The sequence below is a fragment of the Photobacterium sp. SKA34 genome, assembly GCF_000153325.1.
Taxonomy (GTDB): Bacteria; Pseudomonadota; Gammaproteobacteria; order Enterobacterales; family Vibrionaceae; genus Photobacterium.
Window position 1 is genome coordinate 811,126 of sequence record NZ_CH724141.1, and the last position, 23,412, is coordinate 834,537.

The 23,412-nt window shown below is 40.3% G+C and carries 24 protein-coding genes and 1 pseudogene; 6 read left to right on the top strand and 19 right to left on the bottom strand.

The features are described 5' to 3' along the window. Positions 1-29: 29 nt before the first annotated feature. Together ectB and ectA are read right to left on the bottom strand one after the other, a co-directional pair. On the bottom strand, positions 30-1,295 hold the full coding sequence (ectB, locus tag SKA34_RS05125) for a diaminobutyrate--2-oxoglutarate transaminase (RefSeq protein ID WP_006644445.1): 1,266 nt from the start codon (positions 1,293-1,295) through the stop codon (positions 30-32). A gap of 13 nt (positions 1,296-1,308) precedes the next feature. Further along, positions 1,309-1,860 (bottom strand): diaminobutyrate acetyltransferase, encoded by a 552-nt coding sequence (gene ectA, locus SKA34_RS05130; RefSeq protein WP_006644446.1) that lies wholly within the window; start codon positions 1,858-1,860, stop codon positions 1,309-1,311. Between the two features lie 621 nt (positions 1,861-2,481). On the opposite strand from ectA, the gene SKA34_RS05135 reads away from it, so the two are divergent. The 4 genes and pseudogenes from SKA34_RS05135 to SKA34_RS05145 all read left to right on the top strand — a co-directional run bounded on the left by SKA34_RS05135 (position 2,482) and on the right by SKA34_RS05145 (position 5,872). Further along, positions 2,482-2,847, top strand: a complete 366-nt coding sequence (locus SKA34_RS05135; RefSeq protein ID WP_006644447.1) for an STAS/SEC14 domain-containing protein — start codon at positions 2,482-2,484, stop codon at positions 2,845-2,847. A 122-nt stretch (positions 2,848-2,969) separates the two neighbouring features. Then, a pseudogene (locus SKA34_RS22790) lies at positions 2,970-3,269 on the top strand (PfkB family carbohydrate kinase); the annotation flags it as partial. 30 nt (positions 3,270-3,299) lie between these two features. After that, positions 3,300-3,824, top strand: coding sequence for a GH32 C-terminal domain-containing protein (locus tag SKA34_RS05140; RefSeq protein WP_006644448.1), 525 nt, complete (start codon positions 3,300-3,302; stop codon positions 3,822-3,824). 218 nt (positions 3,825-4,042) lie between these two features. Next, positions 4,043-5,872, top strand: coding sequence for a metallophosphoesterase (locus SKA34_RS05145; protein ID WP_006644449.1), 1,830 nt, complete (start codon positions 4,043-4,045; stop codon positions 5,870-5,872). Between the two features lie 51 nt (positions 5,873-5,923). Here SKA34_RS05145 and SKA34_RS05150 read toward each other — a convergent pair whose 3' ends face one another. The 17 genes from SKA34_RS05150 to SKA34_RS05230 all read right to left on the bottom strand — a co-directional run bounded on the left by SKA34_RS05150 (position 5,924) and on the right by SKA34_RS05230 (position 21,504). After that, entirely contained in the window at positions 5,924-7,150 is a 1,227-nt protein-coding gene (locus SKA34_RS05150) for a beta-ketoacyl-ACP synthase (RefSeq protein ID WP_006644450.1), read from the bottom strand. After that, positions 7,147-7,872, bottom strand: a complete 726-nt coding sequence (locus SKA34_RS05155; protein ID WP_006644451.1) for a 3-ketoacyl-ACP reductase FabG2 — start codon at positions 7,870-7,872, stop codon at positions 7,147-7,149. Before SKA34_RS05155 ends, SKA34_RS05150 begins: the two co-directional genes overlap by 4 nt. Continuing rightward, positions 7,869-8,345: a hotdog family protein gene (locus SKA34_RS05160; protein WP_006644452.1), complete on the bottom strand. Its 477-nt coding sequence runs from the start codon at positions 8,343-8,345 to the stop codon at positions 7,869-7,871. The genes SKA34_RS05155 and SKA34_RS05160 overlap by 4 nt, the downstream gene beginning before the upstream one ends. Further along, positions 8,338-9,552 carry a beta-ketoacyl-[acyl-carrier-protein] synthase family protein gene (locus tag SKA34_RS05165; RefSeq protein ID WP_006644453.1) on the bottom strand — a complete coding sequence of 405 codons (1,215 nt, stop codon included), beginning with the start codon at positions 9,550-9,552 and terminating at the stop codon, positions 8,338-8,340. Before SKA34_RS05165 ends, SKA34_RS05160 begins: the two co-directional genes overlap by 8 nt. Before the next feature lie 40 nt (positions 9,553-9,592). Continuing rightward, positions 9,593-10,198 (bottom strand): DUF3261 domain-containing protein, encoded by a 606-nt coding sequence (locus tag SKA34_RS05170; RefSeq protein ID WP_039859722.1) that lies wholly within the window; start codon positions 10,196-10,198, stop codon positions 9,593-9,595. Between the two features lie 14 nt (positions 10,199-10,212). Then, the gene (locus tag SKA34_RS05175; protein WP_006644455.1) at positions 10,213-12,576 is read right to left on the bottom strand and encodes an MMPL family transporter; all 2,364 of its coding nucleotides are present in this window, start codon (positions 12,574-12,576) and stop codon (positions 10,213-10,215) included. Further along, positions 12,560-13,231, bottom strand: coding sequence for an outer membrane lipoprotein carrier protein LolA (locus tag SKA34_RS05180; RefSeq protein WP_006644456.1), 672 nt, complete (start codon positions 13,229-13,231; stop codon positions 12,560-12,562). Before SKA34_RS05180 ends, SKA34_RS05175 begins: the two co-directional genes overlap by 17 nt. Continuing rightward, on the bottom strand, positions 13,215-13,655 hold the full coding sequence (locus SKA34_RS05185) for a thioesterase family protein (protein ID WP_006644457.1): 441 nt from the start codon (positions 13,653-13,655) through the stop codon (positions 13,215-13,217). Before SKA34_RS05185 ends, SKA34_RS05180 begins: the two co-directional genes overlap by 17 nt. Positions 13,656-13,777: 122 nt before the next feature. Continuing rightward, positions 13,778-15,337 (bottom strand): histidine ammonia-lyase, encoded by a 1,560-nt coding sequence (gene hutH, locus SKA34_RS05190; RefSeq protein WP_006644458.1) that lies wholly within the window; start codon positions 15,335-15,337, stop codon positions 13,778-13,780. Beyond that, positions 15,324-17,015, bottom strand: coding sequence for a glycosyltransferase (locus SKA34_RS05195; RefSeq protein ID WP_006644459.1), 1,692 nt, complete (start codon positions 17,013-17,015; stop codon positions 15,324-15,326). The genes hutH and SKA34_RS05195 overlap by 14 nt, the downstream gene beginning before the upstream one ends. Beyond that, positions 17,008-17,382 carry a hypothetical protein gene (locus tag SKA34_RS05200; RefSeq protein WP_006644460.1) on the bottom strand — a complete coding sequence of 125 codons (375 nt, stop codon included), beginning with the start codon at positions 17,380-17,382 and terminating at the stop codon, positions 17,008-17,010. Before SKA34_RS05200 ends, SKA34_RS05195 begins: the two co-directional genes overlap by 8 nt. Before the next feature lie 14 nt (positions 17,383-17,396). Further along, positions 17,397-18,794 carry an AMP-binding protein gene (locus tag SKA34_RS05205; protein WP_006644461.1) on the bottom strand — a complete coding sequence of 466 codons (1,398 nt, stop codon included), beginning with the start codon at positions 18,792-18,794 and terminating at the stop codon, positions 17,397-17,399. 60 nt (positions 18,795-18,854) lie between these two features. Next, positions 18,855-19,418 (bottom strand): hypothetical protein, encoded by a 564-nt coding sequence (locus tag SKA34_RS05210; protein ID WP_006644462.1) that lies wholly within the window; start codon positions 19,416-19,418, stop codon positions 18,855-18,857. A gap of 3 nt (positions 19,419-19,421) precedes the next feature. Continuing rightward, positions 19,422-19,676 carry an acyl carrier protein gene (locus SKA34_RS05215; protein WP_005366568.1) on the bottom strand — a complete coding sequence of 85 codons (255 nt, stop codon included), beginning with the start codon at positions 19,674-19,676 and terminating at the stop codon, positions 19,422-19,424. 15 nt (positions 19,677-19,691) lie between these two features. Further along, entirely contained in the window at positions 19,692-19,952 is a 261-nt protein-coding gene (locus SKA34_RS05220; RefSeq protein WP_006644463.1) for a phosphopantetheine-binding protein, read from the bottom strand. 5 nt (positions 19,953-19,957) lie between these two features. Beyond that, on the bottom strand, positions 19,958-20,776 hold the full coding sequence (locus tag SKA34_RS05225) for a 1-acyl-sn-glycerol-3-phosphate acyltransferase (protein ID WP_006644464.1): 819 nt from the start codon (positions 20,774-20,776) through the stop codon (positions 19,958-19,960). Then, the gene (locus SKA34_RS05230) at positions 20,776-21,504 is read right to left on the bottom strand and encodes a beta-ketoacyl synthase chain length factor (RefSeq protein ID WP_006644465.1); all 729 of its coding nucleotides are present in this window, start codon (positions 21,502-21,504) and stop codon (positions 20,776-20,778) included. The genes SKA34_RS05225 and SKA34_RS05230 overlap by 1 nt, the downstream gene beginning before the upstream one ends. A 227-nt stretch (positions 21,505-21,731) precedes the next feature. On the opposite strand from SKA34_RS05230, the gene SKA34_RS05235 reads away from it, so the two are divergent. Then, complete coding sequence (locus SKA34_RS05235; RefSeq protein ID WP_006644466.1) at positions 21,732-22,130, top strand: hypothetical protein; 399 nt, start codon at positions 21,732-21,734, stop codon at positions 22,128-22,130. Positions 22,131-22,257: 127 nt separating this feature from the next. Next, complete coding sequence (locus SKA34_RS05240; RefSeq protein ID WP_006644467.1) at positions 22,258-23,325, top strand: methyltransferase; 1,068 nt, start codon at positions 22,258-22,260, stop codon at positions 23,323-23,325. Positions 23,326-23,412 lie beyond the last annotated feature (87 nt).

Below are 23,412 nucleotides of genomic sequence, written 5' to 3' on the forward strand. Positions count from 1 at the left end.
TGTTCTAACAATCATTTTTCATCCTTAAATTACGATGCTTTTTTAAAGTTTTTAGCAACAACTTGCTCAACCGCATTTTCAAAAATAGATAAGCCTTGTTCAAGTTCGGCCGTTGTAATGGTGAGTGGGCTGAAGAACTTCACGACTTCATCGTTAGGACCTGCGGTTTCAATTACTAATCCATTTTCAAAACAGTTTTTAGTGATTTGGCTAGAAAGATCGCCATCATTACACTCAATACCAATCATCATGCCTCGACCTTTTCTTTGAACAAACATATCAGGATGCTCGTGTAGGCATTTATCAATAACGTTAGCAATAATGTTTGAGCATGTTGCAACGTGTTTTTCTAGCAGATCATCTGCCCAATAGGTTTCGAGCGCTTTCGTTGCAGTAATGAATGCGTGATTGTTGCCACGGAATGTCCCGTTATGCTCACCTGGATTCCAAATATCGAGCTCTGGTTTGAATAGCACTATTGCCATTGGTAAGCCGTAACCACCGATTGATTTAGAGAGGGTCACCATATCTGGTTTAATACCTGACGGCTCAAAGCTAAAGAAGGTACCAGTACGACCACAGCCTGCTTGAATATCATCAACGATCAATAAAATATCATTTTGTTTACAGACTTTTTCTAATCGTTGTAACCACTGGTTAGATGCAACGTTTAAGCCGCCTTCACCCTGAACTGTTTCAATCAAGACTGCGGCTGGTTTGTCCATACCTGCTGAATTATCCGCTAGCATAGTTTCAAATAATTTAAGGCCATCAATATCCGCATAACCTTCAAATGGAATACGAGTAACATTGTTTAAACTTGTCCCTGCACCTTGACGGTGATGTTGATTGCCTGTTGCAGCTAGCGCTCCTGTTGTACAACCATGAAAACCATTGGTGAAAGCCACAATAGAGCTACGTTTTTTCACTTTACGTGCAAGCTTTAGTGCCGCTTCTACAGCATTAGTGCCGGTTGGGCCCGTAAATTGGGTAACGTAATTAAGTTGACGAGGAGCAAGAATATTACGCTCTAATATTTTTAGGAAATCAGCCTTTGCTGTAGAGTGCATATCTAAACCATGAGTGATCCCATCTTGTTCGATATAGTCGAGCAAAGCCTGTTTGAAAATAGGGTTATTATGGCCGTAGTTCAGTGATCCAGCACCGGCTAGAAAATCTAAGTAACGATCTCCTTGTTCGGTTTCAAGCCAACTCCCTTTTGCTTTAGTAAAAACGACGGGAAAACTGTTTGAGTAAGAACGAACTTTAGATTCCTGTTTCTTAAAAATATCCATAATATGGCCGTTATTATCCTTTTTGTTTAATTTGAGTTAAAGGGATGCGATACAATAATTCCGTATCGTGCTTACCTTTAAAATGTATATTCTTGTCTAAATATGTACTGACTTCGCCATTGTTACTATTACGGGCATCGAGTTTATTAAATAACGCCCATGAGGCATTATTTTCTTCCGTAATGGTTGTTTCTATAGCGTTAATATTATTTAGAGAGTCACGACTTAACAGGTTATCTAACATGGTAAAAGCGAGCCCTTTTCCTCGAAATTGAGGAGCAACGGCAACTTGCCATATAAATAAGGTATTCGGCTGATTAGGTTTTTGGTAACCAGAGATAAAACCTGTTATTTCACCATCATATTTTGCAATAACACACGTATTACTAAAGTGAGTTGCTTGAAGAAAGTTGCAATAAGATGAATTGGTATCAAGAGGGGGACAGTTTGCGATCAACGTAAAAACATCATCGCCATCATGAGCCGTTGGTTTTGAAAAAGTCCACTTTTGTCTCTGGTCTTCACCTGTTTCGGAAGTGACAACCGAAGGTGTTGATATGTCCATATTAAGAGTTTATTACTTTGAGCTCTAAATAATTTGAAGGGTATTATTACTCATTGAGATGATAATTATTTGAATAAAAGTTGAATAATCGTAATTTATTTGAGCGGTATCACGTTGTTTGATGTACGTGTATGAAAGTTAAGTAGTTAGAGTTCTAAGTTATTTTTTCTCATTGAAGTTTTCACTAAGAACCTTATCAAGGCCTAAAATTAATAATATGCACTTTGTTTTCTATTTTTGCTGTGATAAATAAACTTGACTTGTGTGAAACTTGTGTCTTTATTTACCGATGGAAAAGTAAAAACTAAATTAAATAGTGAATATACTTATGGTATAGGTATTTATATGTTGTCGTTAGTGCATTTATATATTGATATATACCTTCTGGTGTTTATTGGTGTTTATTGGTGTTTATTGGTGTTTATTGGTGTTTATTGGTGTTTATTGGTGTTTATTGGTGTTTATTGGTGTTTTACTGTTCTATTTACGTTTATGGTTTTCTTGTATATACGATCTTTCTGAAATTTCATTTCCCTTAATTATACTCTTTAAATACTGTCGTTTTATTTTAAAAAGCGCATAGTATTTTCTTCATTTCTTGATGGATTAAGGAAACTTATAATGTTAACAATGATTAATTTAGATATTGATAATGCAGTTGCTTTTTCAATTGATGGCAAAGTAACTGAAGATGATATGAAATGTATTTTGTTGGATGCTCAGGCAAAAACAGAATTACACGGTAAAGTTGTTATTTTTGAGCAGATTGATAATTTTGATGGGATTGAATTTTCAGCATTACTAGAAGAAGTTCGCTATTTGTTTCATGCGGGAATATCACATGTAGCAAAAGTGGCTGTTGTTGCGGATAAAAAATGGATAGAAAAAATCGTAAAAGTGGAAGATAAGCTATTTCGTAAAATAGACATTAAGTTTTTCCTGCGAGAAGAAAAAGATCAAGCAATTACGTTTTTAAAACAGCAATAGCTTGATTTTAATAAATTATATATGTGCACCATAAGTTTCATTTATCGTGCACTTTTTCTAACAAGATTGGCGCTTTATGCTCTGGAAAGTTAATACTATTTTGCTCATGTCAATTGCGTTATTTAGAAAACACTCTAATACTCGTTACTCAGGGAGCGAAAGGGGTGTAGTGTACCTATGATAATCAACAAACACTTTTTAGAGGTAGAGTATTAACAACCGTTGATACGACTGGTGCTGGTGATGCCTTCGTTGGTGGGCTTCTTGCGTATTTATCTCGCCATTCTCAATTGAAGCAAAGTGACATCATATTTGAAGCCATAAAATGGGTAAGTGGATGTGGCGCACTGGCAACAACTCAGAAAGGAGCCATGACCGCTCTTCCCTCACTGAATGAACTACTGACGTTTATTAATGAGTGATCCCTAAATTATTTAAGACCACATATATTTATGAAATTAAATCGTAATTGGACAGTTGAATATGAGTGGGCTGGAATGTTGTCGTTACCTCGTGAATTAAAAGTTGTTGACGGTTACCTAATTCAATCCCCATTAACTGAGCTTACCGCTCTTCGTGGCGATCCAATTCTGGTAAAGGATGAACACAAAGTTCCGGCGGGTCGCTTTTTACTTAGTGTCGATGTCGAGTGCAGTGAATTTTCGTTAAAATTTGGAAATGAGAGTGGCGACTTTATCACTTTTAGTGCAAATCAATATGAGTTTACACTTGATCGAACTTATATGACGAAGCTTTACGCGAAGAATTTTGGCTTATACCGAAAAGCCCCAAGAATATGTTTAAAACAAAACATTGAAATTTATTTAGACCAATCTGTAATAGAAATCTATATTAATAATGGAAGGCATACTATGACAAGTCGTTTGTTCATAAATGATTTAAGCTTCTTTTCTATTAATGGAGATATAAAAGTAGAATATTTCCCAATGAAAGCTACTTCTAAATTTGTGCTTTAGTTATTTTAATATTAAGTGTGAGATGTTTTTTGCTATTAACCTTTCATCTCACATAACTTATTTATTAAAGATAAGTTTTCAAAAATAGCCATATCAATTGTTATTAACTGATTATTATGTTTGTTATTGATTTCTGTTATTTTTATATAATAAATATGTCACTATAAATTGTTATAAATCACGTACATTAAAGACTTTAATTTATTAATAGGACAGTAATGAAACGTCGTGATTTTCTCCGATTAAGTGCTCTCGGTTTATCAATTTATACTCTTCCTGGATGCCGTTCTTCTCATAATAATAATGATTATCAACCTCCATTTGAGATCCCTGGTTACGATGGACAAAGTCATCGATTTATTGTGATTGGTGATAATCATAATGATTGTAATATATTAAAAGGTATGCTTGAAGAAGCTGAAAATCAGGGAATAAAAGATATCTTATTGCTGGGAGATCAAGTAGATAATTACAGTAGTCATGAGGGTAAGCCAGCTGGTTATTTAGCTGATAGTTACATGAATATAATTAAAGAGAATGAGTTCGATAAAAAATTTAATTTTTATCCCGTTCGTGGTAACCATGATACATACTCAGATGATGAAGATAACAATTATTATAAAATAAAAAGTTTTTATAATGAGCATGTTGGTAAGCTCGTAAATGAAAATGTAATTACTCGACCAAGTTATACTCAATTTGATGGTAATCCTTTAGATTGTTGTAGCACATATAGTTTTATACTTGGTTCGACACTCTTTATTGCACTTGATTTCTTTTTTACACATAAATGGAAAGAAGAAGGAGATGATTATTTAACATTGTTACACGATAAAGAAACAGGTATTTATCAGGGTGAAGAATGGTTGTTAAATAAAGAATTTATTGAAGAAACTATAAAAAATAATAAAGGTAAGTTTGATAATATTATTACTTTTGGACATTATCCATTTGCAGGTCACAATCATGGCGGCGACTTACGTGGTGATTTAAAAGATATTGAGAATAAACGACCAGGCTTCACTAAAAGCTTACTTTCAGTATTTTCTGATAATAACATTGTATATTTGTGTGGCCATGACCACCATGTTTCAAAAAGCTTAATTTATCCATCTGGATCTATGTCCTATGTCGATAATTTAACTGATGCTTCGCCAGAAAATTTTGAACAACCACACTTTATTCAAATGATTTGCGGTTCATCCTCTTATAAGCACTATGCAAATGAATATACCGTGTTAGATGGTTATGAGGTTCCTTTATATCTTCAGCATACACGTGGTGTTCGTGATAACGATCAACTTAATGGCAAAGCTCCTGAGACAACAAATCATATGATGGTCGTTGAATTGCGTGGCTCTTTAATGAATATGACAATGTTAGGAAATAGCCACAACTGGCAAACGTCTGACGGTAATTTTAGTGATGATGATGGTTTTAGAAATAGTCTAATAGATCCAAATGCAGAACAATTTTATCTGGATCCTAATAATTGGCATATATCTTCTGTTACTAATCTGTTTAGAGAGCATCAATCACTTATTGTGCCACCAAATGGAAATTATGAGGCGTATGTTTCTAGTGCTAAATTCTCGGGGAATCGAGCGACTACGATGTCAATTTCTTCAGGAAAAAACGAAACATTCAATAGTTTATGCCCAACTGAACGAGCAAAAGAAAAATACGAATGTTTAGATCTTGGATTTGCTGAACAGATCAGTTTTGTATGGCTAAAAAGCCGACAAGAAAAAGTACTCTCAGATGTACTTTTCATTGATGGTATGCAAGAGCAATCAGGTGTAAATATGGACGAGTTTGGTAATGTCGTTAATGATATGCCGTGGTATATCGAGCCAAAACCAAAAACTGATAGTTTTACTCTAACATTTAAAACTAAATTACCATCAAGCATTTCTGATGGGGTTACTATGGCTTGTTATGATGAGGCATCAGAGCAATGGGAGCCATTAAATACTAGCTACCAAGATGGATGTTTTATTTCTGAAAATGTTTCCCAGAATGGATTTTTTGCCATTGTAGAACGTTAATACAAAGGCGGTAAGTTTAATAACTTACCGCCGCTTAATACCTTGATTATTTTAGAGTCGCTTAAATATAATTGAAGTATTAATACCACCAAACGCAAAATTATTGCTCATAATATAGTGGCAATCCAGGTTGCGACCTTCACCGCGAATATAGTCTAAATCACCGCACTCAGGATCGAGGTTATCAAGGTTAAGCGTTGGGTTAAACCAGCCGTCATGCATCATTTCCAGACTTAACCATGCTTCAATCGCACCACAAGCTCCAAGAGTATGACCCAAATAGCTTTTCAGAGAGCTAATTGGCGTGTCATTACCAAAGATGTTTGCTGTTGCTTGGCTCTCGGCAATATCACCTTTTTCAGTGGCTGTGCCGTGGGCTGAGATATAGTCGATATCACTTGGTGATAAGTTTGCTTGCTGTAGGGCCATTTCCATACATAGCTGCATGGTTTCTTTTTGTGGTTGTGTCACATGGGCGGCATCACAGTTGCTCGCAAAGCCAACAACTTCGGCATAAATCTTAGCGCCACGCGCTACGGCATGTTCGTATTCTTCTAACACTAATGTTCCAGCGCCTTCACCAATCACCAAACCATCACGCTCTGTATCGTAAGGACGAGGAGTGGCCTTAGGGGTGTCGTTTTTAAGGCTAGTTGCAAACAGGGTATCAAAGACGGCTGATTCTGTTGGACAAAGCTCTTCTGCACCACCTGCAACCATGATGGTTTGATAACCGTGTTTTATCGCTTCATAGGCGTAACCAATGGCTTGGCTACCTGAAGTACAAGCACTACTCGTTGGGATCACACGGCCACGTAATTCAAAAAATAATCCTACATTAACTGCGGTTGTATGCGGCATCATTTGAACGTATGTAGTTGCCGTTATAGCACGGGTACTTTTCTCGTTAAGCATCACACCAAAAGCGCTGATTGCTGGTGTACTACCCGTTGATGAGCCATAAGCAATACCCGTTTGACCATTGGTCAATACATCACTTTCCAACAAACCAGCTTGAGCTAGTGCATTTTCTGTCGCCAATGTGGATAGTTTAGATACACGTCCCATGGCACGTATTTTTTTTCGAGTGTAATGCTTCGGTAGTGTGAAGTTTTCAATTGGGGCTGCAAGTTTAGTATTTAAGCCGTCATAAAGCTCATAATCTTGCATATAAATGGTGGCATTTTCACAAGCGCGAAGTTTAGGTTCGATATGTTTCCAATCGTTGCCAAATGCTGTTACGCCTGACATTCCCGTTACAACTACGCGGCGGTTCATACTAAACCTCCGTTAACGGAAATGACTTGGCGAGTTACATAGGCTGCGATATCAGACATTAAATAGCTGACGAGTCCTGCTACTTCTTCAGGTTCTCCCATACGACGAAGAGGTACTTGTGGTAGTGCGTGTTCTTTTACATGCTCGTCAACCATACCTGTATCAATCAGGCCTGGCGCGACACAGTTAACCGTAATTTTACGCTTGGCAAGCTCTAGCGCTAATGACTTAGTCGCACCAATCACACCCGCCTTTGCGGCACTGTAATTGGTTTGTCCGCGATTTCCCGTGATCCCTGAAACCGATGCCAAGGTCACAATACGACCGCCTTTGCGTTTCTGCACCATAGGCATTACGCAAGGGTGTAATACGTTGTAGAAGCTATCAAGGTTGGTATGGATCACGCCATCCCATTCTTGTTCTGTCATAGCAGGGAAGGCGGTATCTCGCGTGATCCCTGCGTTACTGACAACACCGTAATAAGCGCCATGCTCGGCGATATCCGTTTCAAGCTGTTCGCGACATTGCTGACGATCACTGATATCAAATTGAATAAGACGACCTTGACCGCCAGCGTCAGTAATAGATGCTAATGTTGCTTCAGCCCCTAATTTATCACTCATGTAGTGAACGGCGATCGTGAAACCATCTTTAGCTAGCTGAATAGCAATTGCGCGACCAATGCCCTTACTTGCACCTGTTACGAGTACGTGTTGAGTCATGCGTTTTTCCTATTATTGTTATCTAGTTGCATTTGTTCTAATTGTGATTTTGAGGGAACAAAGGCATTGAGTTGACTGCTTGCGACGATTTGTTCATGACAAATGATCTTACAGTCAAAAACAGCCATACCGTTATTTTCCATAATTTGTTCGGCATGAATGTCTAAAATATCGTGTTCTTGAAATGCATTACACTCACTGTGGTAGCGACGGCAACCTAGCAGAAAACCAATGGGTGCATCTTTACCATTTTTCCATGCGTGAAATCCAGACCAACCTGCAACGGTTTGAGCCATAAATTCGATCCCAAAATAAGCGGGTATCGACTGCGTTTCTAAATCAAAGTAGAGGCAATAGCGGCTTATCGCGACACGACAATGAACATGTTTTTTGCCCACATCAATCAGATCATCAACAAGGATCATCGGTGATTCGTGGGGTAAAAGTTGATGTAATGGAGGGCAATTAGTCATCGGTAAGTCCAATAATAAGGCTGATGTTGTTGCCACCAAATGCAAACGAGTTACTTAACATGACTGGTTTAGTGAATGTTGTATCTGCTGGTGCTAATTGGATTGGCAGATCGTCTGCGACAGCACCATCATTAATTTGTGTTGGTAGCGGTAAGTCATAACGCAGTAAGTGCCAACAAATGGCTGCTTCAACTGCGCTTGCAGCACCCAGAGTGTGTCCTGTTAACGGTTTGGTTGAACTTACAGGGACTTGATTGCCGAAAACTCGTGCAATCGCTTTTGCTTCCATTGCATCATTTAACGGGGTTGCTGTTCCATGAGCGTTGATATAACCAATATCTTTAGGGGTAAGTTTGGCATCTTTAAGGGCCTTTTGCATTGCCGTTTCTGCACCAATACCTTCTGGGTGTGGTGCTGAAATATGGTGAGCATCAGAGCTGTCACCGATACCGAGCAACGCAATATGAGGAGCGGATTGGCGTTCATCAGGCGTGCGAGCTAGCAACATAAAAGCGGCACCTTCACCAATATTTATGCCGTTACGGTTATCACTAAAGGGGTTACATAACGTGCTAGAAAGTGAATCTAAACCATGAAAACCGTTAAGCGTTAAACGACATAAAGTATCGGCGCCACCCACAATAACTGCATCAACTATTCCTGCTTTTAACATGCGCTTGGCAGATAAAAATACCCGCCCACTAGATGAGCAAGCGGTTGATAAGGTGTAACAAGGACCGGTTAACTGATAATAGTCAGCAATAAATTGCCCTGTATTACTTGGCTCTTGCTGGTGGTAGTGATAACCACGAGGGTAACTGCCTGTCTCTTTTCGTTTGGTTAGTGCTTGCTCGCCATCACTAATTCCTGAGGTTGTTGTACCAACAATCACGGCAATACGATTATGACCATACTGGGTAATTGCGGTATGAATATCAGGTTCAATTTGCTGTAAGGCAGATAAAACTAAGCGATTATTATCCGTATTCTGATGCGGAAAAACGTTGTCATCAATGGTCGGTAATGGTGATGATACTTTACCTATAACAGTATCAGAGCCGTCATTTAGCCAGCCTTGAACTGGTTGCATGTCAGGACTCATTCCTTGACGTAAGCGTTGGTGGATAATGTCGTTACTACAGCCTAACGCTGAGTTAAACCCACACCCTCGAATATAGATTGGCTGTTTGTCGGCTATCTTTTGCATAGTGCTCGTATTCGGTTATTCAATGATGGCTGGGAGTTCGTTATTTTTGCGTCGATTGTAGTGTTTTTATATCAATCGTATAGCGCTGTTGATGGTTGGTGAAGATAATCTCACCTTTTAATGGATTGGTATTTTTATAATCAATATCCGCGATTATATCACCTTTACTATCAATTAGTTGTCGATGGTTTGGTGTTTGTTTTAATTGCCAACCTACTTGTTCTAATGGGGCTTGCCAAGCCTTGATTGGCCACAGCGTTATCATGATATTAAATAATACTTGCTTAGGTTCGGGTAATGTTGCTCCTAGCCCTGGCATCACGTACGTCTCAACTTTCTGATCTTGATAATCTAAACTTAAAATACGTGTTCCCCACGAGGAAAAACCAGCTAAAGCGACACGTTTAGGATCAACTTGTAATTGGACGGGCAGTTGATGGCTTTGTTTATTCCATGTCGCGGTGATTAATTGGCTCGCCGTTAATGAGTAACCAAGTTGAGCAGGCGTTGGCAAGGTCACAAGCGTTTTAGGTGCAATTTCAACTTGGTTTTGTTGCACCATTGGTTTACTTGCACATCCCACTAACATCACGCTAGCTATTAATAAAGTAAGCATACTGGTTGTACGTTTTCTTCTGTTTCTCATCGCTCGTGCCTTACTTATTTGTGTGTTTGTGGTGCTCTTACTCGCGTCATTGCCAGTGGCGCGAGTAGCCAAGCGATAATGATACCTGTTAACACCGTGATACCAAAGCTGTGGATGGCTTGGGTTTCACTTAGTGCCAATAAGCCAAACGATAATACTGTCGTTAATGCTGACAAGGTGATCGCAAGTAATGTTGTTATCCCTTGTTGGTGTCCTGTGTCAGGTTTTAGTTCCGCAAAAAAGAGGCTGTAATCAATACCGATACCCAGAATTAATATCAAGGCTAATAGGTTGAACAAGTTAAGTGGGGTGCCCGTTAAGCTAGTGATCGCAATTCCTGCCATTCCTGCAATTAACGATGGCGCGATCATTTTTATCCCTTGTTTTATGCCATAACGCCATGCGAGTAACAGATAAATGGCAAAGGTTGCCGCAATAAGCAGCCATGTTACATGTTCTCGATATTGACCAAAGAGTGATGAAATTTCATCGGCTTTATTGAGATAAGTTAACGCATTATCGTGTTGTGCCAACTCTTCTATGGTGTGCTGTTGCTTGATGCCGTGAAGCAAAATTACAGCGCTATATTTACTTACACCGTGCTGATCTTTGAGCGCACCTAACCACATGAAGCGAAGTGGTGCAGAGACTGATGATGCGAGGAAGTGCGTCATCGTTAAAGGCTCGAAGGTTGCTGAAAATGTAAAAGGTTTCGCAAGGTTTAAGCGCTGACTAAGCGTTGCGCCTTGTTCTTGATAAAGCTGTTTGACTAATACGAAATTGGCTTTTTGTTGGTCAAGCGTGGGAATGTATTGAGCAAGGCTTTGGTAGCTTTTTAATGCTCCTTGTTGAATTAATCCATCCAAGGTGTGATCGGTCGAGGCAATTTTATTAAGCAGCGCTTGTTCACTATCCGCTTTCACTAACAGCATTTGTTGGCTACTACTCACACCCGTAATCGCCTTAATGGTGGCTTCTTGTTGTTGTAATGAAGCTGGAAGCGCTTGTAGCTGGCGAATGTCATCGTTGTAGCTTGCTTTAGTTAAACCATAAAAGGCTAACAGTGCTAATAGGATAGGTGTTACCCAGCGAACACTCGGCTGTTGCCATACATGTAGCCAGCGACCTAATATGCTAGCAAAGGGGATAGATCGAGGTGGGCTAGGTTTAGCGGCAAGGGTTGGATACCAACACACCACAGTGGCGTAGGCGGCGGCTAAACCAATGGCTGAGAATAAAGATAACTGCTGCAAACCCGGGAAAGGGGCGACTAACATACCCAAATAACCAATCAGGCTAGTAATTAAACCGAGCGTAATCGCGGTAAATATATGTTTTAAGCCTTGCTGTGAGTTCCAGTGTTTACCTGCGGCTAACCTGTCGGTGAGGTAATGGAAAGCATAATCAATCGATACCCCAATTAAACTTGCGCCAAACACCAAACTAAACAGATGCACTTTGCCAAAAATAGCAACGGTTGCGACAAAGGCAGCGACTAAACCACAGCTGATGGATAATAGGGCAAGGGCTAATGGCAGGGTACTGCGATATACAGCAATCAGTAACACGATAATGCCCAGTAACGAGCCTAATCCAATCGTGCTAATTTCATTTTCTGCGCTTTTTGTCCCATGGGCTGCATAGAAAATAACGCCAGTTTGCTGAATATCTAAAGCAGAATCTGCGAGTGAATACTTACTTTTTATTTTCTGTTCTAAGGCGTGTAAAGCGGGAAGTTTATCTTGTAATCCAATGTTATAGGCTGAGCCTGTAAGGTTTGCAGTAATTAAAGCGTAATGTTTACCTTGATATTCAGTGGTGAGAAAACCTTGTTTGAGACTGAATTTTCCAGCTTTGGCAGTGAGATCGGTAAGGTATTCACGAAATAATAAGAATGGGTCGTTAGTAAGCTCAGTGCCTGTAATGCCAGAAAATGGATTATACATGGCGTTTAATACGTTCTGTGTTTGTTGTTCGGGGTGTTCTCGCAGTCGCGTTTGTTGCTCTGGGGTGAGTAATTGAAAGCGTTTGGGGTAATAAAGCTTGGCCCATGCTTGTTGCTGATTTTGACTGACTTTGGCGTCGATATGACTAAAGAGCTTTAGCGAAGGTAATGCTTGGCTAAAATCGTTGGCTGCTTTCAGCATGGTATCGCTGTTTTCACTGCCGACAACAAAGACGACTTTGTCACTCATGCTGGTGGCAATATGATCAAATGCTTTTTGAGCAACCGGATCTTGGCGATTTTCAGGTAGCAGTGCCAAGATGTTCGTTTCGATAGGGAGTTGTTTACGCGCAGTGAGTTGGTAGCCAAGTGCGGCTACCAAGATCAACATAATCGCGAGCCATAAGCTGGCTAACTTAGAATTGGAAAACACGTTTTTCTTCTGATGTCAGAGTCGTTGGAGTGGTGGTTTGTTGGCTAAAGGTGATGAGGGTTTTATCGCCTCGAATTTCGTCTAGCTCTAGCTTATTAATGAACTGACCACCTTCAATTGAAATTTTACTAAAGACTTTATTTAATGGAGCAGCTTTGGGAGTAAGCACTAACTGCCATTGATCATGTGTTTTATTGTCTTCTAAGGTTTTCAGTGATAAATCAAACTGATCTGTAAGCTGTGAAGTATCGCCTTTAAATAGTGATAAGAATACGTGGCTAAAGTAAAACACCATTGGATTATCACTGGCAGCCAGCACTTTTGCTGGTTGATTATCAAATTGTTGGCTGAGTTTATCTTGTGTCAGTACTAAAGAAAGAGGCATAGGGGCTGTTTGATGCCACCATAATCCCTTTTTTGCCGATAAGAGAAACTGACCGCTAGAAATGAGTGGCTGATCAAACATGGCCATTTCACGTTGTTGGCTAAAATCACCGCGAACTAAAGGCTCTGAAGATAATTTTTTTTGTAATTGTTCTAGCGTTATTGCGTGAGCTGAAATGCTAGTAAGTGCTAACATAGAAACAGTAAGAGTTGCTTTTACCACGCGTTTAAAATGGACACTAAAGCGAGAATGATTACGCATTGTTGGCATGATATGCCTCCACTTTGTCGGTAAATATTTTAGGCGAAACAAAACACATTTCACGTTTGTCGATACTAACTGCCACTTGCATGGTGTAACCCTTCGTCATACGTGCGCCAGTTTCATCATCATAAATGACGTAATCAACTCGCAGACGATTTTCCCATTCAGTTAATGTTGCCGTTACTCTAATTGGGTGATCATAGGGTATTGATTTTACGTACTTGACTCGGGTATCAATGATAGGCCATACATAGCCAGATGCTTCCATTTCACGATAACTGTAGTTCAGTTTGTTCATTAACTGATGGCGTGCTTCTTCAAAATAGCGAAAGTAGTTACCGTGATAAATAACGCCCATTGGATCGGCATCTTGAAAGTTTGTGGTGAGTGATAGCTCTGTACTAATCAATATCGGTTTACCTACTGTCATTTATTGATTTCCCTACACACATAAAATAAGAAAATATAAGTTATCAATATGATAGCTGAAAAAACTATACTCACTCTGCATGTAGAGTGAGTATTTGGTTAATTTTTGAAGCGTGATAGAGGTTAGTAATACAACGCCCAGTGCTGCTGCTGAATCATATCGATGAACAGACGTAAATCATGCTCAATCGGGCGATCTTCAATCACAAGTTCAAAGTGCTCTAATACAGATTGATTCATCTTTGTTAATGCAGGGCTGAGGTGTGAAGCGTTGAGTTCATCATCACGTTTTCTCAGTTCAATTGCTTGGGTTGCTGCCAGTAACGAAGCGGCAGTCACCTGTTCTGTTAACTGTAATACACGTAAACAGTCACGTGATGCAATGGTTCCCATACTGACTTTATCTTGGTTATGACACTCCGTTGAGCGAGAGAAAACACTGGCTGGCATCGTGTGTTTTAACGCTTCTGCCGTCCATGCTGAAATCCCAATTTGCACGGCTTTAAAGCCATGGTTGATCGGCTTACGTTCACCAACGGCACCCGTTAAGTTAAAGGGTAAGCCATTATTAAACTTATAATCCATTAGCTGAGCCATTTGACGATCGAGTAGATCGGCAATATTAGCGACTGCTGTTTTTAGCGTATCCATTGCCATCGCAATATGACCGCCATAGAAGTGACCACCATGTAGAACACGCTCGTTATCACCGTCAATAATTGGGTTATCGTTGGCGCTGTTGAGTTCGTTTTCAATCATTTGGCGTAGCCAAGGTAGGCTGTCTTGTAAAACCCCAATAACATGCGGCGCACAACGCAGAGAGTAACGATCTTGTAAGCGATCACTGTTACGAGGTGGACGTTCAGCTTGCAGATCAGAACGTAACCAACTTGCGACTTGTTGTTGACCTGGGTGAGGTTTTACCGCAAACAGTGCCTCATCAAAGTGGAAATCATTACCTTGCATTGCGACAGAAACCATCGCGGTGATTTTAGTTGCCATTTGCGCAAGATATTCGGCGCGTTTGTAGGCGAGACAAGCCAATGCGGTCATCACGGATGTGCCATTCATTAATGCTAACCCTTCTTTAGGGCGCAATTGGATTGGCGAGATGCCAAGCTCTGCAAACACTTCAGCGGTTGGGCGAATTTCACCCTTGTAGATAACATCACGCTCACCAATTAAGGTGGCAGCAACATAAGACAGTGGCGTTAAGTCACCACTAGCACCAACGGAACCTTCTTCTGGAATACGTGGCACGATGTCATGATTAATAAGCGTGACTAACTGGTTGAGTAGTTCGTGACTCACGCCAGAAACGCCTTGTGACAGTGAACATAAGCGTGTGGCAAGTACTGCGCGAGCTTGAGGTTGCGGTAGCACTTCACCTAAACCACAACCATGAAAGCGTGTAAGGTGCAGAGGTAATTCGTCAACCAATTTAGGTGGGATCGCAACAGTACAAGAATCGCCATAGCCAGTGGTTACACCATAAATGACGCCTTCATCTTTTAATAAGCGTTCAAGAAATGCTACGCCGCGATCAATTTTTTCATTGAATGCAGTGTCGTTGTTCATTTCTGCATGAGCACCATTGGCAATAGCGCAAACATCTTCAATTGTGAGGCGTTCAGCACCAAACTTAATGGTTTGTTTAGTTGTTGTTGAATTATTCGTTGTCATTGTTTTTTCCACTAAGCTGCCAAAAATTAAAAAAGTTATACCACTGCAATGGGGCTTGAATTGTGTAAGACTCTAGTCGTGACGCATAGTCTTGAACTGTTTGTTGTAATGCCGTTTCTCGTGTTTTACGAGGTAAGATCAAAGCATCACTAAAGGGTTCGAAGTAAATATCAAAATGCGGCTCTGCTTGACTGTCATCACGTAAACCAAAGAGTAAATAAACTGGTGCCTTCATTACCGAAGCCAGAATAAAGGGACCTTGTGGGAATGGAGCGGGTTTTCCTAAGAAATCGGCCCATACCACCCGTTGCTCTTTGGTGACCGATGTTCTATCACCGACAATCACTATCCATTCACCTTGCTCAATTTTTTGCTGCAACATGATGGCAGTACTTGCGCTGAGTTCACTGACTTGAATAAGATCCATATCTGAATCAGGGTTAATAGCTTTTAATACCGCATTAAAACGTTCTGCGTGTTCGGTAAAGACCAAAGCGTTAACTTTTATGTCGGGATGACGAGAACTTAACGCACGGCAAAGTTCAAGATTTCCAAGATGAGAGCCTATAATGATGGCCCCTTGTTTTCGCTTGGCAAGATCATCAAAATGTTCACTACCATGAATGGTTAAGTGTTGCTCTGAATAACCGCCTTTCCATGCTACAAGTTTGTCGAGCATGGTATGACCAAACGATAATAGATGATCATAGCTGTTGAGCTTTTTCGGCAATGAAAGCTGGTTTTCACTGGCGTAATGTTCAAGTTGCTCTAGATAATTTTCAGATGCTTTACGAGCAGTTTTCCCCGTTAAGTAGTAATAGCCCATCACGGCTTTTAAGAGCAGATTAAATGCTTTTCGTCCGAGCAGAGAATACACCGCAAGTAATGTCTTGATCCCTACAATGGTGCCGCGCTCGGCATGGGATGACCAATGTTGTTGATCAGATGATTTGCGTTTAATCAGTTTAGGAATACGTGGCAACATGCCAAAAAATAGCTTGGTATGCATCCAACTAATTTTGACGTTATCCCACAATGCATCAAAGTGAGAGATGCCATCTTCTGGATAAATAACTTTGGTATCAATAAAACGAATATTGCCGTTATCCCAGTAAAACCGCACCATGATTTCAGTATCAAAGTCCATTCTCAAACCAAGCTTGTTGTGATTGATCACATTCATCATGGCATCGATAGGGTATGAGCGAAAACCACACATACTATCTTTGATAGTAAACGAAAGGGTTTCAATCCATACCCAAATATGAGTGGCATAACGACCATAGAGTCGCGATTTAGGGATTGATTCATCGTAAATGGGTTGGCCTGAAATCAGTGAATCAGGATAGTTTTGTGATTCATTGATCAGCTTAGGTAACGCTGATAAATCGTGCTGTCCATCGGCATCAATTTGAATGGCATAGCTAAAACCAAGTGCTTGTGCCTGTTTTATACCAGCGATAACTGCCCCCCCTTTACCTTGGTTTTGCGGCAAGGTAACAATGTTGATATTGGGGCGTTTGGCTTGTTCCGATAAAATTTTACGGGTAGTTAATTCACTACCGTCATCAACAATTACAATAGGGTAATCATAGTTTATTAGCCCATTCACAACGGCAGGTACTGTTGCGCCATGGTTATAGCAAGGGATCAGAAAACAGGGCTTAAATTCACACATGTTGACGACCTAACTTAATTTTTCCGGATGAATGTTTATGTAGCGTGTCATCAGCATCGATTGAGGTATAGCTAAAATGCAGTTTTTGCTGACCGTCACGCCATTCTAGTGTGAGCGTGATGGTGCTATCAGGCAAGATTGGTTCTTGGAATTTAATCACATCCATACCATTAAATAAGGTGGGCATATCAGAAAAGCATTGCTTGGCAAAATGTACTGCCCAGTCAATTTGGCTCACACCGGGTAATAACGGGAAAGTTGGGAAGTGCCCTTTAAAATCAGAGAGCTGGTTGTCAGGGCGCAAGGTGATCTCGGCCTTATAACCATCAATATGTTGAGCGAGTAATGTTGGAGTTCTATTTATCATCATTATTATGCTTACTATGCCGATACGTCATCAGTAAATAACGATTCTAGATCGCTAATTAAACGCTTTCCTTGCGTATTTAAAGGAATGCTATCAACAAGTCGATAGCTGCGCGGAATACCAACAGGCTCAATCCATTGGCGAAGTTGTTGACGCAGGAGCAACCAAAACTTTCCTTTTCCCCGTTGCTGAATGTCTTTTTTTCCTTCATTTGAAAGTGTAATCACTGCGCCTAAAAAAAGACGATTATTTTGCTCTAACGGTAATACGGCGGCTTCTTCAATCCATGGTAATGAACAAAGGCGCTGCTCAACATCAGTCAACGAAATACGTTTTTCTTCTATTTTGATAATGCGGTCGGTACGACCTTTTAAAATGAAATGATCGTTATCGATCTGCTCACAATGATCGCTGGTTTGATACCACAGATCTTGATCAATAAACGGTGATAAGATCTTAAGGCATTGCTCTGCATTCAGTGCGATGTCAATGACAGGGAAGCGTTGCCATGGTGTCGTAGCATCATATTGCTGACGATAAGCAATCCCCCCCGTTTCCGTACTACCAAAGACTTCAAAAGGTAATTGGTTAAATAGTGTTTGGCATTGTTGAGCAGCCGATAAGGGTAACGGCCCACCAGAAGAGAAAATCGCGCGATAGTCTTGTGTTTTATCTTCATTATCAAGGCGTTTAAGCAACGCTGGGCTGCTAATGAGTACACAATCATCGCTGGCTTGTGCCATTACCTGCTCTGGGTAGATCAAATCAAAACGACTGAAACTACGATCGCAGCACAAGGGCCATAAAATACGAAACAATAAGCCATAGATATGTTGATGCGAAACGGTACTGAAAATCGTGGTGTGCGCTAATTGCTGCCCCCATAGCATTTCTAACTGGGCGATTTCGTTATTCAGTAACGCAAGGTTTTTAATTATGGCTTTAGGTTTTCCGCTAGAGCCAGACGTAAACAGCGTTAATTGAATATCAGCGAGCGTTAGTGCTTCAAATACAATAGGAATATTGAGTGAGGGCTGCCAGTTTATAGTATTCAGCTTGAGGCTAATACACGATGCAGGGCATTGAATATTGTTATCGTGCAGTAGGCCATCAAAATGGTGGCTAAGCTCTGCAAGTGCTGCTGGCTGATGATTTCCTGGTAACACGATATGCTGTTTACTGTAGGCTAATGCCATAAAGGCGACAGCAAAGAAGTAGCTATCTTCGCAACATATCGCCCATTGTTGTTGCTCATAGCTATTTAGTTTTTCACACAGCAAAGCAATATCATTGTGAAACTGCTGCCACGATTGATGGCCTGATGGATCGACAGACACCGGAGATTGGCGCTCAGACTGCTGCATTAATTGAGATAACGGAATCATTGTTGTCGGCAGTATTAATGGTTTCATGGTAATTCCGGTGTTGAAGGTAGAACAAGTAGAGAGGAGCAATAATAAGAGATTAATTTCTCACTGTGATTTACGCTGAACAAATTGTCGTACAACCCATTCAATCGCAAACAGACTGCCCGCAAGAAGGTAGCTGATCAAACCGTTGTATAACGTCCATATTTGTAGTGGAAGAAAACAGGTCGTAAGCGCGATTGAGCCATTAACAATGAAAAATACACACCATATTTTAGTGACATTGCGCGTGTAGCTAACGCCACTTGGTGGTAAATCAGGCTCTTGCAGTCGTGCTAGTCGCTCTATGAGACTCTGTTTTTGCCATAAACTGGCACTAAACAGCCCAAGCATAAGGATATTGACGATCACTGGATAATAAAGAAACCAGCCATGTTCACGAAAAATGCTGCCGAGTAAAGCAAGGATTAGTCCTGCGCCACCGCTGAGCCATGCAATATACTTAAGCTCACGAAGCTGAGTTTGTTTCGCCGCAATAATGCGGAGTAAAAACAAAATCGCAAGTAGTCCCGCAACTACCCCTAACCCCCAACGGCTTAAACCATAGTAAACCGCGAGAGGATAGGCGAGTAACGCTAATGCTGACACGCCTGTCAGCAAACGCATCATCAATTATTCCTTAACAAGCTCGATCACTGCATCGACCACGTCATCAACGGTACGGACAGCTTTGAACTCTTCTGGTTTGATTTTCTGACCGGTCATGTTTTGTAAGTGAACGACTAAATCAACGGCATCAATACTGTCTAAATCAAGTTCAGTGTATAGATTGGTTTGCGGTTGAATGTCATCTGCGTCAAGCTCAAACAGTTCAACAAGAACATTTTTTACTTGGTCAAAAACTTGGTTACGATTCGCTTCTGTCATTTTTTTTACGCTATTTTAAGAGTTTTTATTATTTGAAATATAGTTTGCTAAGTTAGCAACCGATGCAAAATGTTCACGAGTATTGGTGTCATCTGCATCAATAACAATATTGTATTTTTTCTTAATCGCTAAACCTAACTCCAACGCATCGATAGAGTCTAAACCTAGGCCATCATTAAATAGCGGAGCTTCTGTTTCAATATCATCAATGGTGATGTCTTCAAGGTTTAATGCATCAATGATGAGTGTTTTTAATTCGTTATGTAGTTGTTCCATAGTACCTACTTATGATTGTTATCATGATGCTGAATAGTGTGTTGAGCAGGAAAAAGAGCATCATCAAGATAACGGTTGAGCTTACGTGCTGCCGTTGTGGCGGAATCACTACTTTCAATAAATGATCCAACCGCTATTTTATCCTTTACTTCGACTAAGAAGAAAGGTTTGCTGTCCGGAACTTGATACCACTTTTTTTCTTTGGTTAAAAAGCTAGGTTCAACCGTGATATGAATAACACGGAGATCCGACGCTGTGCGAACCGCTATTTGTGCAGCCCCACGTTGTAATTTTGATTTTTTCCCTGGCGTAGTTCGGGTACCTTCAGGAAAAACTAATAAGACATTACCGCTGCCTAATCGTTCATTACAGCTATCAAGCAGACTTTCTGGATCTCTATTGGGAATATAGCCTGCCGCCTTAACAATGCCTTTCATAAATGGATTATGCCAAATAGCCGCTTTCACTAAACAGTCGCATTGAGGGAGTCGAGAAGCGATCAGAACATAATCAATTAAACTGGGGTGATTTGCCACAATAAGGCAATTTCTATCTTTGTCTAATAATTCTGCGTTTTCAAAGCGGTAATCAATCGTGCCCCAAAAACGCATGGTGCGACAGAAAAAATCAAACGATTGTTGAATAATTTTCTGTATTTTAAATTCGCGTTGTTGGGTGTTTTTTGCCGTCCGCGTTATTAACGGAAAAATAATAAAGGTTAAAGTGATTGCGCCTATACCAAAAAAACTAAAGCAAAATCCGGTAGCAACGATACGCCAATATTTATTCAACTGTTGTGACAGAGTGAGTCTTGATGCTGCCACTAGTTTTGTGCCCAATGCCAGTGGTTACGCTGATCTGACAGGCTAAACGCTTCGTCACCTAAAGCAAGATGTTTAATCACATCGAGTGTTTGTGGATATCCCATAACGACTTCCTTGCTACTTTTGTCTGTTTTATTCCATTGTAGCGTATAGCCACCACCTGCAGATAAAACAGCACTGAATGCGTAACCTTGATGAGGTTGGGTTTCAAATTCTTGATATTGTTCAGGTAATGGTTCATCAAAATCGACTAATAAAACCTGATGGTCTGGATTTTCGCTTAGATAACACGCGGCTTCTATGAGCGCAGAGTGAAGCGTGTGTTCAGCTGCAGATAACGATGTTACAGGGATCGGTTGTTTAGTGATGATGGTATAAAGCCCTGCTGCCGTATTGTGAACAGATTGCGAGAATGCGATGGGAGATGCATCGTCACCATCAATAATCGATTCGACTAAATTTACAGTGCGGTGCAATTCACCATGACGGCTTGAGAAAATTATATAATCAATCTGCTGTTGCTCAGAGATATGCAAAGCCGTTTGTAACGCCAATTTGGTTAAATTACTCATACGGCGTCGCATCATTGGTGGAATTTTATCAAACACAATAGGCTCTGGTGCTTGAGGCCATTTTTGGGTTATTGCCCATTGCTGCCACTCAGCAAGAGATGACAGGCCAAGTGAGCGAGCTTCCCACTGGTTAATTGTAAAGTGCACAGAGTTCATGGTTGACCGTTTGCGTTAAATGTCGTGTTCCAATGTATATTATGATAATAAAGTCTACCTGTGATTGAAAAACATATTTGTGTTGTTATTGCATGCAACGTAAAAAATTGTATGTGATATTTTTAAGATGTCATTCATTTACAAGCAGCAGATTCATCTTGTTTTTTGCAATCTATTCAGATGATAATTTTTTTAAGATATTAACTTAAATAATGATGATCCTTAAAATGAAAAAGACACTGATTAGTATAATGGCGAGTTTGCTGATTGTTGGTTGTACCAGCAAACCTGTGATGAATTTAAACGATGTCTATGTGCCGAGCACAGTCACTGGGCGACAATATTCTATTGATGATGTCCAAAAAGCGATATTAACTGCAGAAGAGCAACGAGGGTGGAGCGCTCAAGTAATAAAACCAGGCTTGATTGTGGCCACCCTTTCTGTTCGAACTCATACCGCAACGGTCGACATTTCTTATTCAGCATTAAGTTACAGTATTGATTACAAAAACAGTCAAAATTTGGATTATAACGGCAGGGATATTCACCGAAATTACAATAACTGGGTGGTGAAGTTATCTCGTTCGATTCAACAACAATTAGGTGTAAGTAATCAAAATTATTAATAAAATTATCGTAATAAGTGGATAAGTATCGATATTAACTAATGGCTGATAATTTGTTTTAAAACAATAAGAGTAAGTAAAGGGTCGATAGAATAAGCGCCAACTGTATAACCTCAGTAGGTGTTGTGTGACGGATTATTCTGTAGATCCTTTTAATGCTCTTGATGCAAAAACAGAAGCGCAAAAACTTGCTTTTGCTCCTATCGTATTTCAAACAGCTAAGTCACTGCGTGATCTTGGTATTCTAGCCGCATTAGATGAAGTAAAAAAAGATGGGTTGGATGCTGTTGCAATATCAAAGCGAACAGGGATCAGCGAATATGGTGTAAAAGTATTATTAGATATGGGGCTAAGCGCACATATTGTTACTTGGCACGCGGCAAAATACCGTTTAGCCAATTTGGGACATTATTTACTGCATGATGGCATGACTCGAGCAAATGTCGATTTTACTGCAGACGTTTGTTACGCCGCGATGATGCACCTTTCTCAATCCATCAAAGAAAGCAAACCCGCAGGTCTTGTCGAACTTGGCGATTGGGAAACCATTTATCAAGGACTATCTCAATTACCTAGAGCCGCCAAAGAAAGTTGGTTTAATTTCGATCACTTCTATTCTGATCGTTCATTTCCGTTATTACTTGAACGTATCTTTGCGAAAAAGCCTCAACGCTTATTTGATATTGGTGGTAACACGGGCAAGTGGGCACAACAGTGCTGCGCGTATGATCCTGATGTGAACGTTACTATTATCGATTTACCACAACAAATTGAGAAGGCACTAGCTCAAGCCAAAGAAAAAGGGCTAGCGCATCGCATTTCGGGTGTAGGCGCAAACTTACTGGATAAATCCCAATCATTACCGCAAGGAGCAGATGTGTGGTGGATGAGCCAGTTTTTAGATTGTTTTTCACCAATAGAAATACTGAGCATTTTACGTCGTGTACGTGAAGCCATGTCGCTTGATGCGGTGGTGTATATATTAGAGCTTTTCTGGGATGCACAGCGTTACGAAGCGGCGACCTATAGTTTGAATGCGACTTCGTTATATTTCACTTGTTTAGCCAACGGTAATAGCCGTTTCTATCGCAGTGATGACTTTCTAGAAATCGTCAAAGAAGCAGGCTTTATTGTGACAGAGCGTGAAGATGATATTGGTTTAGGCCATACCTTGTTAACTTTATCTGCCGTATAAATCAATTGGCTCATTCATTATACGCGATTATTTGCGTACTTTGCTCAAGGTCCTTTTGTCTCACGTATTGCTCGGTGTTAACTAACC